12 protein-coding genes are annotated in these 14,494 nt (G+C 66.0%); 3 read left to right on the top strand and 9 right to left on the bottom strand.

Annotated elements, in window-relative coordinates; translation table 11 throughout:
* Positions 1-66 precede the first annotated feature (66 nt).
* Positions 67-264 (top strand): DUF2283 domain-containing protein, encoded by a 198-nt coding sequence (locus F816_RS0101590; RefSeq protein ID WP_018145559.1) that lies wholly within the window; start codon positions 67-69, stop codon positions 262-264.
* Positions 265-312: 48 nt separating this feature from the next.
* Here the strand turns inward: F816_RS0101590 and hpnC are convergent, their stop codons facing one another.
* The 8 genes from hpnC to F816_RS0101550 form a co-directional block, all read right to left on the bottom strand.
* Positions 313-1,176, bottom strand: a complete 864-nt coding sequence (gene hpnC / locus F816_RS0101585) for a squalene synthase HpnC (RefSeq protein WP_019593251.1) — start codon at positions 1,174-1,176, stop codon at positions 313-315.
* Positions 1,177-1,225: 49 nt separating this feature from the next.
* Positions 1,226-1,915: a phosphoglycolate phosphatase gene (gene gph, locus F816_RS0101580; protein WP_019593250.1), complete on the bottom strand. Its 690-nt coding sequence runs from the start codon at positions 1,913-1,915 to the stop codon at positions 1,226-1,228.
* Complete coding sequence (gene ubiG, locus F816_RS0101575; RefSeq protein ID WP_019593249.1) at positions 1,912-2,658, bottom strand: bifunctional 2-polyprenyl-6-hydroxyphenol methylase/3-demethylubiquinol 3-O-methyltransferase UbiG; 747 nt, start codon at positions 2,656-2,658, stop codon at positions 1,912-1,914. Before ubiG ends, gph begins: the two co-directional genes overlap by 4 nt.
* A 284-nt stretch (positions 2,659-2,942) precedes the next feature.
* Complete coding sequence (locus F816_RS0101570) at positions 2,943-4,277, bottom strand: TRZ/ATZ family hydrolase (RefSeq protein WP_019593248.1); 1,335 nt, start codon at positions 4,275-4,277, stop codon at positions 2,943-2,945.
* A gap of 82 nt (positions 4,278-4,359) precedes the next feature.
* Entirely contained in the window at positions 4,360-4,752 is a 393-nt protein-coding gene (locus tag F816_RS0101565) for a DoxX family protein (protein WP_019593247.1), read from the bottom strand.
* Positions 4,753-4,845: 93 nt separating this feature from the next.
* Entirely contained in the window at positions 4,846-5,505 is a 660-nt protein-coding gene (wrbA, locus tag F816_RS0101560; protein WP_019593246.1) for an NAD(P)H:quinone oxidoreductase, read from the bottom strand.
* Between the two features lie 108 nt (positions 5,506-5,613).
* The gene (locus F816_RS0101555; RefSeq protein ID WP_019593245.1) at positions 5,614-8,406 is read right to left on the bottom strand and encodes an EAL domain-containing protein; all 2,793 of its coding nucleotides are present in this window, start codon (positions 8,404-8,406) and stop codon (positions 5,614-5,616) included.
* A gap of 318 nt (positions 8,407-8,724) precedes the next feature.
* Positions 8,725-9,585: a PhnD/SsuA/transferrin family substrate-binding protein gene (locus F816_RS0101550; RefSeq protein WP_026333086.1), complete on the bottom strand. Its 861-nt coding sequence runs from the start codon at positions 9,583-9,585 to the stop codon at positions 8,725-8,727.
* A 389-nt stretch (positions 9,586-9,974) separates the two neighbouring features.
* Between F816_RS0101550 and F816_RS0101545 the strand changes: the two genes are divergently transcribed.
* Together F816_RS0101545 and F816_RS0101540 are read left to right on the top strand one after the other, a co-directional pair.
* Positions 9,975-11,030: a hypothetical protein gene (locus tag F816_RS0101545; protein WP_019593243.1), complete on the top strand. Its 1,056-nt coding sequence runs from the start codon at positions 9,975-9,977 to the stop codon at positions 11,028-11,030.
* Entirely contained in the window at positions 11,030-11,797 is a 768-nt protein-coding gene (locus tag F816_RS0101540) for an OmpA family protein (RefSeq protein WP_019593242.1), read from the top strand. Before F816_RS0101545 ends, F816_RS0101540 begins: the two co-directional genes overlap by 1 nt.
* 11 nt (positions 11,798-11,808) lie before the next feature.
* Here F816_RS0101540 and glnD read toward each other — a convergent pair whose 3' ends face one another.
* Positions 11,809-14,490: a [protein-PII] uridylyltransferase gene (gene glnD / locus F816_RS0101535; RefSeq protein ID WP_019593241.1), complete on the bottom strand. Its 2,682-nt coding sequence runs from the start codon at positions 14,488-14,490 to the stop codon at positions 11,809-11,811.
* Positions 14,491-14,494: the final 4 nt, after the last annotated feature.

Raw genomic sequence — 14,494 nt, 5'->3', positions numbered from 1 at the left:
TCGCGTTGTTCTGCTGCCGGATGGAGAAACCGTTCACAACGCCTTTTTCGATCGAGGGTTCCAGCCATGAAACTCCAGTACTTCGGGGATACGGATACGCTTTATATCGAATTCCGAGGCGATAGCGTGGCCGAAACCCGCTCGCTTGACGAGAACACTACCCTGGATGTCGATGCCAGTGGTGGTGTTTGCGCCATTACCTTTGAGCACGCAAGCGAACGAACTGACCTCCAGCACCTTACGGTCGAGGGCATTGCCGCTTGATGCCTTTGAAGCCCTCAGCTTAACCAGGGGTTCTCGGCGGCTCGATCCCTACGGTCTTCGGCGGCGCGGGCGGAGGCTGTGGCTCAGGATGATCCAGGCGTCACGGCTGCGCAGGCGCGGGCGGGCGAAGACGTCATCCTGCTGGCGCAGCCGCCAGAGGATGCGTGCCCCGCCGTTGATGATTGCCCGGATCTCCAGACCCATGCGCCCGCGCAGCAGGCCGCCCAGCGGCGCCCCGGCGCGCAGCAGCCGGTCAGCGCGGGCGTATTGAAACTGCATCAGGTTGCGCAGCTGAAAGGTCGTTTGCCCGGTAGCCAGCATCGCTTCGGTCACGCCGTACTGGTCCATCTCTTCCTGCGGCAGGTAGATGCGGTTGTTCTCGCGCAGGTCCTGCTGCAGGTCCTGATAGAAGTTGATCAGCTGCAGCGCCGAGCAGATGGCGTCTGAGTACCCCAGCATCTCGTCGGTCGGGTTGCCGTTCAGGTGCAGCATCAGCCGGCCAACCGGGTTGGCCGAGCGGCGGCAGTAGTCCATGACCTCGCCGAAGGTCGCATAGCGGGTCTGTTCCAGATCCTGCAGGAAGGCGTCAATCAGGTCGGAGAACGGCGCGGCCGGGAGGTCGAAGCGTGCACGGGCGTCGGCAAGGGCAATCCATTCGGGTTCGTGCTCGGCGGCGGGATCTTCCAGGATCTGCACCCGTTCCTGCATCGTCAGCAGCGCCTGGCGCCGCTCCGCGATCGGACGCGGGTCCTCGTCGGCCAGGTCATCGGCGTCGCGGGCGAAGCAGTAGATCGCCGCCACGGGGCCGCGCAGACGGCTGGGCAGCAGCCAGGAGGCCACGGGGAAGTTCTCGTAATGCGCCTTGGCACGCTGGCGACAGTGGCGGTAGGCCGAACGGATACGAGGCGACATGGGTGCTCAGCCCCTATTGCCGGCGTGCGGGGCGCCGAGGTGGGCGGATTCAGCTCGCAAGCCCGGGCTCCGTGGCGGCTCCGTCGGCGTACCAGGCCCAGAAGTCGTTCGGCTGTTCCAGGGCGGCATCGGCGCCCCATTGATCCGGACGCTGGTTGGCGTCGATGTAGCCCCAGTTGGCGATCAGGGTGGGCATGCCGGCGGCCCGTCCGGCCGCGATGTCGCGTTCTGCATCGCCCCAGTAGCAGTGGCGTTCCGGCGGCAGGCCGGTCTGCCGGGCGGCCAGCCACATGGGTTCCGGGGCGGGTTTGCGCTGGGGCAGGGTATCGCCGCTGACGACGGCTGCCATGCGCGAATGCAGTCCGAGGGCCTCCAGCAGCGGATCGGTCAGCCAGCCCGGCTTGTTGGTAACCACGCCGACGGACCAGCCGCGGGCCTCGCAGGCGTCCAGCAGCTCTGCGAGTCCGGGAAACAGGGCGGTGGTCCGGCACAGGTCGCGGGCGTAGATCTCCAGGTAGCGCTTCTTGAGATGCTCGGCGAAGGCGGGATCGGCGTCCGGGAAGGCGAGATCCACCAGGGCCCGGGACCCGTGGGAGACAAAGTTACGCACGACCTCGAACGCCAGCGGCGCACGGTCGTGTTCGGCCATCAGGGTGACCAGGGCCGCATGCATGTCGGGAGCGGTGTCCAGCAGGGTCCCGTCGAGGTCGAACAGGACCGATCCGAGTTCGCGGGTCATTCGTCGGTGCCGGCTTCGTCGCGGCGGGCGGCCATCAGGTAGTTCACATCGGTGCGGGCGACCAGGCGATAACGCCCGCTCAGGGGCGAATAGGTCAGGCCGGTCATCGCGGTGACCTCGAACCCGTGCCGGCGCAGGCCGGTGCCCAGTTCGGAGGGGCGGATGAAGCGGCCGTACTCATGGGTGCCGGTGGGCAGCATGTGCAACACGTATTCGGCCCCCACGATGGCCTCGGCAAAGGCTCGCGGAGTTCGGTTGATGGTGGACAGGAACAGCCAGCCGCCGGGGCGCACGAGCTTTGCAAGGGCGTCGATCACGGCATCCGGATCGGGCACGTGTTCCAGCATCTCCAGGCAGGTCACCACGTCGTAGTCGCCTGCGTGACGTTCGGCGTGCGCCTCGGCGGTGGTGTGCAGGTAGTGAATCTCAAGTCCTGCCTCCACCGCGTGTTCGCGCGCCACCTCCAGGTGTTCGGCGCCGGCGTCCAGCGCGGTGACCTGAGCGCCGCGAACCGCCATTGCCTCGGAGAGGATGCCGGCGCCGCAGCCTACATCCAGCACCTTCTTGCCGGCGAGATCGGCCTGGCCGTCGATCCATTCGAGGCGCAACGGGTTGATCGCGTGCAACGTGGCGAAGGGGCCCTGCGGATCCCACCATTCGTGGGCCCGATGGGTGAATTTGTGGATCTCGGCGCTATCGACGTTTGCGTGCGCAGAAGTTTGGGAGAGGGGTTCGGGGCTCATGGCGTCTGTCTCGCTCAGGGAAACACTGATTAATGTACACGTTCGCGCTCGAGTCGCTTTTGCGTGCGAACAAGGCGCGGTGACTGCCGTGCAGTCATTCTGCACAAGGGAGCCGCAACGCCGTGCGCGCGCAAGAGCGGCCGAGCCCCTCGGGGTTGGCACCCCAGGTTCCCCGATCCTGCGTTGCGGCCCTTGCCGGTAGAACAACTATCGGCTGCGCACCGCGCCTTGTCTTGGAAAACCTGGGGTACCAACGCGAGCGTGTACATTGATCAGTGTTTCCCTCAGGCAGTGGACTGCTGGGTTTCCAGCACCCGGATGCGCCAGTACTCGGCTTCGGCGTGGAGATCCTGCGAGTTCAGCGTAAGCAGTTCGCGGTCGCGTAGCAACGGGCGTCCGGCCACGTAGACATCGCGCACGGCATCGCGGGTGGCGGCGTAAACGATCTGTGCACTGGGGTCGTGTGCCGGTTGCAGTTCCAGCGCCTGCAGGTCTACTGCGACCACGTCGGCCTGCTTGCCGGGCTCCAGGGAGCCGATCCGATCCGCGAGTCCCAGGGCTTTGGCACTCCCCAGCGTCGCCATTTCCAGCGCGGCGGTGGCGGGCAGGGCGGCGGCATCGCCACTGACGCCCTTGGCCAGCAGTGCGGCGGTGCGCATCTCGCCGATCATGTCGAGATCGTTGTTGGAGGCGGTGCCGTCGGTCCCGAGGGCGATGTTGATGCCAGCGTCCTGCAAGCGTGTGACCGGACAGAAGCCGGAGGCCAGTTTTAGATTGGATTCCGGACAGTGGGCGATGGAGACCGGGCGTTCGCGCAGCAGGTCCAGGTCGGTATCGTCGATCTGGGTCATGTGCACCGCGATGAAGGGCTGGTCCAGCATGCCAAGGCGTGCGAGGCGGGCCAATGGCCGTTCGCCCTGGTCGCGCACGGCGTCGGCGACCTCGCTGGCCGTCTCGTGGACATGCATGTGGATGGGCACGTTCAGTTCGCGGGCACGGGCCGCTACGCGCGCCAGGCTTGTATCCCCCACGGTGTATGGCGCGTGCGGGGCGACATTGAAGGCGATCCGGTCATGGTGCCCCCAGTTCGCGACGACGTCCGCACCGCGCTGGAAGTATTCGTCTGCCGTGCTTGCCCAGGGCGTGGGGAAGTCGAACACGGTGAGGCCCAGCGAGGCGCGGATGCCGGTCTCGTCGACCACCCGGGCCGCATCGTCCACGAACAGGTACATGTCACTGAAGCATGTCGTGCCCCCGCGCAGCATCTCGGCTATGGAGAGGCGGGCGCCTGCGCGTACGAATTCGGGGGAAAGCAGCTTGCCCTCGGCCGGCCAGATGTAGCCCTTGAGCCATTCCATCAGCGGTCGGTCGCTGCCGATGCCACGCAGCAGGCTCATGCCGGAGTGGGTGTGGGCGTTCACCAGGCCGGGGATCAGGATCTGGCCGGGGTGATCGCGGTATTCCGCCTCGGGATGGTTTGCGCGCGCGGTGGCTTGTGGTTCGATCGCGTGGATCGTGCCGTCGCGGATGATCAGGGCGTGGTCTTGCAGAAGGGTGTCGCGGGGGACTACCGGGAGGATCTGTGGGGCAGCGAGGATCAGCGTCTGGGCATTACTCATGGCGGACGGTCTGCGCGGGGATCAGGGTCGCGCATGGTACCTGAAAGGGGCGGCATTGCGCCGCCCCAAGATGCCGTGAGAACTACAGTCGGTTGATCGCGAACCGGCCAGGACCGGTCAGGGCCAGGGCGATCGCCGCGAACAGGAACATCCCCTGCAGCTCGAGGGCCCAGCCGCCGGTGCCGGTGAGCAGGAAGACCTCGTGCGCGTGGGCGAGCGCGATGGCGAAGACCATGTTGATGGCGATAATCACCGCGCCAATGCGCGAATACAGCCCGATGATGACGAGGATCGGGGCGAGGATCTCGCCGATGTAGACGCCATAGGCGAGGATCGCCGGGAGTCCCGCGTTGGTAACCATGCCTTCGATGCCGCTGATCCCGCCAGTCAGTTTGGCGATGCCGTGCAGCAGGATCATGATCCCGAGGGCCAGGCGGAGTACGAGCTTGCCACTGTCGTCTAGCGTGTTATCCATTTCCATCCTCTCCTTGTCATGCTGTGGATCGATGTCCCCAGTCGGTACGGTCGGGCCAGTGCCCGACCGGGTTTGTGCCCAGGCAACATCCGGTCAGGGCATGCGGCCCCTTTCGGACGTGCCTGTGGCAGGTCCGCCGGCGACGCGCCCCAGACGCTGGGCCCGTGCGACCTCTGCGACGTGACGCCCCTGCGAGGCGGCCATTCCCAGTTCGTTCTCGCTCGGCTGGCGCGAGCCGTCGCCGTCGGCCAGCGTGGTCGCCCCGTAGGGTGTACCGCCGCAGACCTCGCTGACATCGAGCAGGCGCTTCTCGGTGTAGGGTAGACCAACCACGGTCATGCCGTAGTGCAGCAGGTTCACGATGGTCGAGATCAGGGTGGTCTCCTGGCCGCCGTGCTGCGAGGCGGTGGAGCTGAACACGCTCCCGACCTTGCCGACCAGCTTGTCGCCGAACCACAGGGCACCGGTCTGATCGAGGAAGTTGGCCATCTGCGCGGCCATCCGGCCGAAGCGGGTGGGGGTGCCGATGATGATCGCGTCGTAGTCCGCCAGTTCTTCGGGCCTGGCGATGGGGGCGGCCTGGTCGAGCTTGGCGCCGGCATTGCGCGCCACGTCATCCGGCATCAGTTCGGGGACGCGCTTGATCGTGACTTCGGTATCCGGTACCTCGCGGGCGCCGCGGGCCACAGCTTCGGCCATCTGTTCGATGTGGCCCCAGGTGGAGTAGTACAGGATCAGGATCTTGGTGCTCATGGCGAGTCGCCTCCGGTTGGCTAGGTTGCAGTTCCTGCCACCTTAGATCCGATTTATACGAATGAAAATGGCGAAAAACGCCTCCAAGTATTCGAATAATACGAACGGTTAGAGGTGGGTTGCGGGGTTTCCGTTGCCGCTCTGGCGCAGTACCAGGGCCTCAAGTTCTGCCAGCGTGTCGGGATGGCCATACAGGTAGCCCTGAAAGTGGCGACAGCCGAGGCCGAACAGGAAGGCCCGTTGCTGGTCGTTCTCCACACCTTCGGCGATGACGTCCAGGTCGAGGGTGTGAGCCAGGTTGACCACCATCTGGGCGATCGCGGCATCGTTGGGATCATCCAGGACGTCACGTACGAAGGATTGATCGATCTTCAGCTGAGCGAGGGGCAGTCGCTTGAGGTAGGCGAGAGAGGAGTAGCCAGTCCCGAAGTCGTCCAGAGAGAACTCGATGCCGAAGGTCCGCAGTTCCTCGATGTGGGCAATGACGGTCTCCACGTTTTCGAGCAGCATGCTCTCGGTCAGCTCCAGCTTCAGGCGGTGCCCCGGGGCGCCGGTAGCCTCGAGCGTCTGGGCGAGATCGCGCACGAAGTACTTGTGCCGGAATTGGCGCGCGCTGACGTTGACCGACAGGGTGAGGTCCCGAAAGGTGGGCTGGTGTTTCCAGGCAGCCAGCTGCTCACAGGCCGCGCGCAGCACCTTGCGGCCAATCGGGACAATCAGACCGGTCTGTTCTGCCACGGGGATGAACTCGGCGGGCGAGATCATCCCGCGGCTGGCGTGGTTCCAGCGCAGCAGGATCTCGGCCCCGATGACCGCGCCCGACGTGTCCACCTGTGGCTGGTAGTGCACGCTGAAGGCATCCTGATCCAGGGCGTGGCGCAGCTCGCTCTCCAGCTCGAATCGGGCCTCGACCGCGCGGTGCAGCTCGGGGTCGTAGAAGCGCACGGTGTTGCGCCCGGCGTTCTTGGCCCGGTACATGGCGAGGTCCGCCTGCTTGAGGATCTCCTCCACGCTCAGATTGCGGCCGCTGAACAGCGTGGCACCGATACTGGGCGTTACGTGCCGCCTCTGTCCCGCCAGCTTGAAAGGATCGCGCAGAATCTCGATGAGCTTGCGACCCACGGCCTCGGCCTGGGTCGCCGCGCGTGCCTGGTCCGGGTGTAGATCGTTGAGAATGATCACGAACTCGTCGCCCCCGAGGCGGGCGAGGGTGTCCGCCTCGCGCACGGAGTTCAGCATGCGCTCGGCGACCTGGCGTAGCAGGTCATCGCCGACCGCATGGCCGAGGGTGTCGTTGATGTCCTTGAAGTTGTCGAGATCGATGAACAGCAAGGCGCCATGCAGGCGGGTGCGTTCGGTATTGGCGAGACTCTGACCCAGCCGGTCGTGCAGCAGCGTGCGGTTGGGCAGTTGGGTCAGCCCGTCGAAGAAGGCGAGACGCCGGATCTCGTCTTCGGCCTCCTTGCGATCGGAGATGTCGGTCATCGTGCCGAAGGTCGCCGTCACCTGGTCGTGGTCATCGAAGCGGGCACTGGCGTAGATGCTGACCCAGCGGATGTCACCGTCGCGGGTGCGCAGACGGATCTCCTCGGATTGGGAATGGGAGCCGCCTTCGAGGAGGGTGGCACAGAAGCTATGGGCGTCGTCGTGGTCCTCGGGGGCTACAAAGTCGCACAACGGTCTGCCGAGAGTCTCTTCCACGCTGAAACCCGTCAGGGCCTCCCAGGCTGGATTCAGCAGGGTCCAGTGGCCTTCGGCGTCGGTACGGAAGATGACCTCGGAGATGTGGTCCACCACGTCGCGGTAGCGGTTCTCGCTTTCCGCCAGAGCATCGGTGGTGCGTCGGTGGGTGGTGATATCCAGGGTCAGGCCGCGCAGGCTCTCCCGGCCGTCCGCGTCACGGGCCCAGGAGAGGATGTCTCGCAGCCACAGCCACTGGCCGTCGCGATGGGCGAAGCGGTAGTCCACCGTGCGCGGGCTGGTCCGGCTCTCGCGGGCGGCATTCTGCACGCGCGGCAGGTCCGCAGGGTGGATATGCCGGGCGCGCAGCTCGCCCCGGCCCAGGTTGTGGGCCGGGAAGCCCAGCAGACGGCGGGTGTCGCCGGACACGAACTCCCATTCGTGGGTGCGCGGATCAGCCTCCCACAAGATCGCGTTGGCACCGCCGAGCATGGACTCCAGGCGTGCGACCGAGCGGTTCAGTTGCTGGTTCTGCTGTTCCAGGGTTGTTTGGGTGGACCCCAGGTGGGCGGCGACGTCGTTGAAGGTGCGCGCGAGGTCGCCGAATTCGTCGTGCGAGCGCACCGGGATGCGATGGTCCAGACGGCCGCCCTGCAACGCCTTGCCGCCCTGGTTCAGCAGGCGCAGGCGGCGAGTAATAACCAGGCTGAAGACCACCGCGGCCAGCATGGACAACACGAGCACGCCCAGCGCCAGCAGGACGTTGCGCTGCAGGAGGGTGGCGGACAGTGCGTCGATCGCATCGGTGGAATAGCCCACCGCCAGAGTCCCGAGCGGTTGCCCGGCCAGCTCAATGTCGCGAAGGATCTCGATCTGCCCGGGCGTGGTGCGCGTGCCGTCTGTGCGTCCGGGGATGGTGTCGGGCGAGATGCCCACCGACGCCATCGGCTGGTCCTGGGCATCGAGTACCACGGCATAGCGGACATGGGAGTCGTCCGCGACGAGCTCGAGCAGGTCCTGCAGCATCGCCGGATCCGCGTAGGCCAGGCCGGGGGTCAGGGCGCTGGAGAGCAGGCGGCCCTGCTGTTCGGCAAAGCGCTCCAGCATCTGCGACTGGTTCTGCTGTACCTGAGAGATGCCGCTGATCATCAGCGCTGCAACCATCGCGACCTGGATCGCGACGGTGCCGATAATGATCTGCCAGGCGAAATTCAGGCGCATGTTGGGGGCGCCGACGCCTGTGGGGCGATGCCGGCAGGGGTGGGGCCAGAGCTGGTTGGAGCCGGGCCGGGAAGGGGCATCGACGGAATCCGGGTTGCGTGCGCGCCAGAGTCACCGCGTGGTGCGGCCATGGATGTATCGCTCCCATTTTAACGGTACTGGACGAAGGATGCCCGTCCCGCTTTGAAATGAGGGGAAGGCCACGGGGGCGGTGGCGATCACTGGGGTGGGTGGATGGCGAGGTGGCGGGGGAGAAGCCGAAAGCCCAGGAGCGGTCCGCGCCCGCGCGGCGGGCGTGACGGAGGCTGCGGGTTGGACTTACGGGGTCGGGTTCGCGGCCGGGATGGGGGCGCGGAGATCGAATTTGGTTTCCAACTCATCCAGCGCACCCTGGAAGGCCGCGTACTCGCCGGCATGCGCCGCGATGAATCCGCGGTGTCCGATATGCCTCAGGAGTGCCGTGCCGGACGGGCTCTGCTGCAGCGTGATCAGGCGATGGTGCAACCGCGGGGTGTCGCTATCCAGACGTTTGTGGACCAGAAGGGTCAGTCCCGGGAACCGTTCGGATTGGGCGAGGATACGTACCAGGCTTCCGTCGCCCAGCGACATGTGGCGTTCGCGGTCGCCCTCCATATCCGGTCGTACCGGTAATACGTTGCCTTCGATGATCATGACCAGGGCATCGGCGATTCCGCGTTGGAATGCGGCCACTGCCGCGTTGTTGTGGTGATAGTGCAGGTAGCGGGGCGGGCCGGGTGGGTCGGGCCAGTCCTCGGCGTCAGTCAGGCTGCGTGCGAGGGTCGCGGCGCGGCTTTCCTTGTACGGCACTGCGAGGGATCGGCCTGCAAGGCCGGCAAGCGAACTGATGTCACCCCCGGGCCGCACCAGGAGGACCATCGCCAGCTCTTCCTCGCTGCGGGCCAGTAAGCGGTAGGGCCCGTTTTCCGTGAGGAGTGGCACTACCTGCGGTGCCACGAGGACCAAGTCGTAACGGCCCTCCCGGCTGCGTTCGAGTAGCGTCGGCAGGTCGCGTGCGGACTCCAGCTGAACGGGCTGGCCAAGTTCGGTTCCCAGCCAGTCGCGCAGGGGTGCGTAGCGTGTGAACAGCGCTGGTGGGCTGGCAAATGGCTGGATCCCGAACGTGAATGGGGCTTGCGCCTGAGCCGGGGTGCTCAGCAACCAGAGCAGGATGGCGAGTGCCAGCCAGACGATTGCCGGCCGCCGCCGGGGCTGGCCGATGGGCTTGCATGACACGTTCGCAGCAGGCGTGACCGTCGCAGGCATGGAGCCACCGTCTATTGGGCTTCACTGGGTAAGACGGATCAGGCGTGCGATTTCGTCCCGTTCGAAGCGTCAAAGAATGGACGATTGGGCTCTGGTTGCCGTTCGCTGCCTGGCGTGTGGTCGTCGGGAATCCGTCGTCACCTTGTGGCGCGCCCGGTCCGGTCGTGCCCGAAAGCCCCTTCCACGGGTCTTTGGCGGGTCTGGCGTTGTTTTTGCTTGCGTTCGGTTCTTACGAATCGCACGACCGCGCGGGCGCTACCGGCGCCGCGGGACGGAGGAAGCACATGACCGGAATTTTCGATCGGGTCGCCGAGGCGCTGTTGGCCACGTTGCAGGGGCTCAGTCCATTAAGCGTGATTGGCTTGTTCGCGCTGTTGCTGTTTGGTCTGTTCCTGGCGGCGTTGACGGCGACGGCATTGCGCCGCGCCGAGTCCTTGCAGGGAGCGGCGCCGGCGCTGCTGACCACCGTGGGGATTCTCGGCACCTTCCTCGGGGTCGCCATTGGGCTGCTGGATTTTGACGCTGGACGGGTGGAGGCCAGTATCCCGGCCTTGCTGGAGGGGCTCAAGCTGGCCTTCGTGACCAGTATCGTGGGCATCTTGCTGGCGGCGGTGTTGCGGATGGTTCAGGTGATCGTACCGGCACCGGCGGCATCCCCCGAACCGTCTGCGGAGGGTGCGTCGGATGCACCATTGGATAATGCGCACCTGGCGGCACAACAACGGGATGCCTCGCTCGCCGTAGTGGAGGCGGTGCGGGCCCTCGATCAGCGCCTGGATGCCCGGCTGGAGCAACAGCACCGCGAACTGACCGGCGCGCTCGATGGCATGGCCGAGCGCATCACCGAGATGAGCAGCGGACACCTGGTAGAGGCCCTGGAGCGGGTGATCCACGATTTCAACGATCGCCTGGGTGAACAGTTTGGCGAGAACTTCCGGCGTCTGGATGACTCGGTCGCCCGCCTGGTGGAGTGGCAGGATCAGTATCGCGCGCAGATGGACGCCCTGCATCGGGCCTTCGACCAGGCCCGTGCCGGGGTCGAACAGACCGAGCAGACCCTGGAGCGCATGACCGGGCAGGCCTTGCAGATCACCCGGCACGTGGAGGATCAGGAATCGACGCTCTCCAGTCTGCGGCGCGAGACGGTGGAACTGGAGGCCCTGCTGGGGAGCATCGCGGCCCTGCGGGATCGCGCCACCGAGGCCTTCCCGGCGATGGACGCACGGCTGGAGGCGATGCTCGAGAGTATCGAGAATGCCGTCCAGGCGGGGCTCGCGGCGGAGACACGCTGGGGTGGGGAACGCTCCGCCGCCATCGCCTCCGCGGGCGGGCGTAACTGATGTTTTCCTGGTTGGCGCGACGCCGTCGGCGACAAGGTGTGACCGCGGGACACGAGTCCGACCAGGGTTCGCACTGGCTGGCCGTGGCGGACCTGATGGCCGCGCTGATGATGATCTTCCTGTTCCTCGCGCTGCTGCACATGGTTCAGGTGGAGCGCGAGAGCGCGGTGCATACCGAGGTTCGCAACGAGGCGGCCGCCTTGCGCGCGGCGATCTATTCGGTTCTGGAGGAGGAGTTTCGCGAGGATTTGCCGCGCTGGAATGCGGAACTGGACCGCGACAGCCTGACCTTGCGCTTTCGCGAGCCGGAGGTCCTGTTCGAGCGCAGTTCTGCACGCATCCGGCCGCGCTTCGAGGCGATTCTCGAGGACTTCATGCCGCGCTACGCGGCACAGTTGCGTCCGTTCGCCGAGGTCATTCGGGAGGTGCGGATCGAGGGTCACACCTCCAGCGAGTGGGCCGGCAGCGACGATGCGCTGGAGGCCTATTTCGGAAACATGGATCTTAGTCAGCGCCGCACGCGCGCGGTGCTGGAATATGCCTATCAGCTGGAGCCCCTGCAGGAAGCGGACTGGTTCCGCTCGCGGGTCGCGGCCGTGGGGCTGTCCTCATCACGCCGGGTGCTGGACGAGCGCGGCGAGGAGGATCGTCGGGCATCCCGCCGAGTCGAGTTCAGTGTCCTGACCGATTTCGAGGCGCGCCTGCTGGGCGGGGGGACGGCGTCGGACGAGGCAGGGCCCCGACCTCTGGAGGCGCGCGCCCGCTGACCCGGTTGCCGTCAGATGGCGCCGAGCAGGGCCTTGCGCAGGCCGGCCTGATCCTCGGCGTCGAGTGCAGCCGAGCCGGGACGGCTGAGGAGAAAGCTGTCCTCGACCTGTTCCCCGGCCGTGGCGATGCGTGCAGTCCGCACGTCGATTCCCTGCTCGGCAAGGACATGCCCGATGGTCGACAACAGGCCGGGTCGATCCAAAGCGCGCAGCCGCATGCGCGTTGCCTGGCCGCCCGCAGCCGGTTCGAATTCGATCTGCGTATCCACGTCGAAGTGCTTGAGGCGGCGTGGAAGCTGGCGTGAGGCCGGGTTGGGGATGGTGCCTTCGTGTTCGCGTTCTAGTTCGCGTTCGAGGCTCTGGCGGATCTCTTCGGAGCGATAACCGGCATCCACGGTCTGGCCTCCGCCGCTTTCGAGAACCAGAAAGGTATCCAGCGTGCGGCCGCCCGCGGTCGTGATGATCCGTGCGTCCACGATGTCCAGTCCCAACTGGGTCAGGGCGCTGGTGATGCGCGCGAAGATCCGCGGATGATCGCTGGCGTAGACGAAGATCTCGGTGCTCCCGCGCGAGGTCTTCGGGCGCACCAGGATCAGGGGGAGGGCGTCCGGGGGGAGTGGCAGCAGGGCCCGGCCGTGCCAGGCGATCTCGTCAGCGGAGTGGCGCAGGAAGTATTCGTCGTCCAGTTCGTCCCACAGCTTCCGGGCCTGATCAGTATCGAAGCCTTGTTGTTCGATTAACGTGAGTGCCTCGGTGCGGGTTTGCCGGATCTGTTCGTCCATGTCCGGCGGGGTATCCAGACCCCGGTCCAGGACATTGCGGGTGGCGTGATAAAGGGTCTGGAGCAGGGAATCCTTCCAGCTGTTCCACAGCTCCGGATTGGTTCCGCGGATATCGGCAATGGTCAGCAGATAGAGAAAGTCCAGGCGTTCGCGGGTGACCACCTCGCGGGCGAAACCCATGACGACCTCGGGATCGGAGATGTCCTTGCGCTGGGCCGTCAGCGACATCAGCAGGTGGGAACGCACCAGCCAGGCGACCAGGCCGGCATCCGCGTCCGACAGGCCGTGATGCTGGCAGAAATGCAGGGCATCGTGGGCCCCCAACTCGGAATGATCACCCCCACGACCCTTGGCGATGTCGTGAAACAGGGCGGCCAGCACCAGACGTTCGGGACGCACCAGTCCGGAGTAGATCTGGTGCGCCAGTGGCTGTTCGTGCGCGAACTCGGGCAGCGCCAGGCGGCGCGCGTTGCGCACCACGTTCAGGGTGTGCTCGTCCACGGTGTAGGCGTGGAACAGGTCGTACTGCATGCGTCCGATGATGCGCCCGAAGGCCGGCAGGTAGTTGCCCAGCACGCCGTAGCGGTTCATGCGGCGCAGTTGGCTGGTGATCCCGCGCGGGGCGCGCAGGATGTCCATGAACAGCTCGCGGCACACCGGATTGCGGCGGAAATGGCCGTCGATCAGGTGGCGATGGGCCCGGATCAGGCGGATGGTGGAGGCGCGAATGCCCTGGATCTCCGGGTGTTCCTGGAGCAGGCGGAAGACCTCCAGCAGCGCCGGTGGATAGATCATGAAGACCTGATCGTGCGCCGCCTCGAGGTAGCCGCCACGGACCTGGAAACGCTGGTGTATGCGTATGGGGTCCTGCAGGGCTTCCGGATCGTCGAGGATGGCCTCGTTGAAGTGCTGCAGCAGCAGTTCATTCAGCCGTTCGAGATCGTTGATGGTGCGGAAGTAGCGCTGCATGAACTGCTCGACCGCCCGGTTGTGGTTCTGGTCGACGAAGCCGAAGGTGTTGGCAAGCTGGCGCTGCAGATCGAAAAGCAGGCGGTCCTCGCGGCGGCCAGCGAGCATGTGCAGGGCAAAGCGCACGCGCCAGAGGAAGTTCTGACCCTCCATCATCTCGCGGAACTCGCCCTCGCGCAGGAAGCCCAGTGACACCAGCTCCTCGATGCGTTCGGCGCCGTAATGACGCTTGGTGACCCAGCCGATCATCTGGATGTCGCGCAGGCCGCCAGGGCCTTCCTTGACGTTCGGCTCGAGGCGGTAGGCGGTCTCGCCAAAACGCCGATGGCGCGCCTGTTGTTCGGCCAGCTTGGCGGCGTAGAAACTGCGTGAGTCCCAGATGCGGTCGGGCTCGATGGCGCCGCGGAAGTCGTTGAACAGGCTGAGATGGCCGGCCAAGTAGCGGGCTTCGATCAGGTTGGTCGCGACGGTGATGTCGTCGCGCGCCTCGCGGGTGCAGTCGTCGATACTGCGCACGCTGTGCCCGACCTCGATGCCGATGTCCCAGAGGAACGTGACGAAGTCGCTGATCCGGTCGAAGAGGGCGGGGTCATGTTCGCCCTCGAGGATGATCTGGATGTCGATATCGGAGGCCGGGTGCAGTTCGCCGCGGCCATAGCCACCGACCGCGATCAGGCATAGCTGGGCGTCATCCGCGAGGCCCTTCTGGGCCCAGATCAGCTTGAGCAGCTCGTCGATGCGCCGGGCATGGCCATGGATCAGCTCGGCAATCGGCATGCCGTCGCGAAAGCCCTGGTATTGCTGTTCCAGGATGGCACGCCGGCGGTCCCGGAACAGGGCGATGTTCCCCGGGTTGCGGCTGAGGCGCTGATAGTCCTCGCCCCAGTCCGGGGTGAACGCCGGGGTATCGAGTTCGCCGGGGGTGCTGCCCGCAGGATTCATTGGA

It is taken from the genome of Thioalkalivibrio sp. ALM2T (genome assembly GCF_000381505.1).
Classification (GTDB): domain Bacteria; phylum Pseudomonadota; class Gammaproteobacteria; order Ectothiorhodospirales; family Ectothiorhodospiraceae; genus Thioalkalivibrio; species Thioalkalivibrio versutus.
The sequence above is the reverse complement of the archived record's forward strand: the minus strand, read 5'-3'. Positions and strand labels throughout refer to the sequence as shown.

Excerpts from the sequence above, each read along its gene's own strand:
- F816_RS0101565 (WP_019593247.1), bottom strand. The coding sequence starts at position 4,752 with ATGGATAACACGCTAGACGACAGTGGCAAGCTCGTACTCCGCCTGGCC.
- F816_RS0101555 (WP_019593245.1), bottom strand. The coding sequence starts at position 8,406 with ATGCGCCTGAATTTCGCCTGGCAGATCATTATCGGCACCGTCGCGATC.
- ubiG (WP_019593249.1), bottom strand. The coding sequence starts at position 2,658 with ATGAGCCCCGAACCCCTCTCCCAAACTTCTGCGCACGCAAACGTCGAT.
- F816_RS0101570 (WP_019593248.1), bottom strand. The coding sequence starts at position 4,277 with ATGAGTAATGCCCAGACGCTGATCCTCGCTGCCCCACAGATCCTCCCG.
- hpnC (WP_019593251.1), bottom strand. The coding sequence starts at position 1,176 with ATGTCGCCTCGTATCCGTTCGGCCTACCGCCACTGTCGCCAGCGTGCC.
- gph (WP_019593250.1), bottom strand. The coding sequence starts at position 1,915 with ATGACCCGCGAACTCGGATCGGTCCTGTTCGACCTCGACGGGACCCTG.
- wrbA (WP_019593246.1), bottom strand. The coding sequence starts at position 5,505 with ATGAGCACCAAGATCCTGATCCTGTACTACTCCACCTGGGGCCACATC.
- glnD (WP_019593241.1), bottom strand. The coding sequence starts at position 14,490 with ATGAATCCTGCGGGCAGCACCCCCGGCGAACTCGATACCCCGGCGTTC.
- F816_RS0101540 (WP_019593242.1), top strand. The coding sequence starts at position 11,030 with ATGTTTTCCTGGTTGGCGCGACGCCGTCGGCGACAAGGTGTGACCGCG.
- F816_RS0101545 (WP_019593243.1), top strand. The coding sequence starts at position 9,975 with ATGACCGGAATTTTCGATCGGGTCGCCGAGGCGCTGTTGGCCACGTTG.
- F816_RS0101590 (WP_018145559.1), top strand. The coding sequence starts at position 67 with ATGAAACTCCAGTACTTCGGGGATACGGATACGCTTTATATCGAATTC.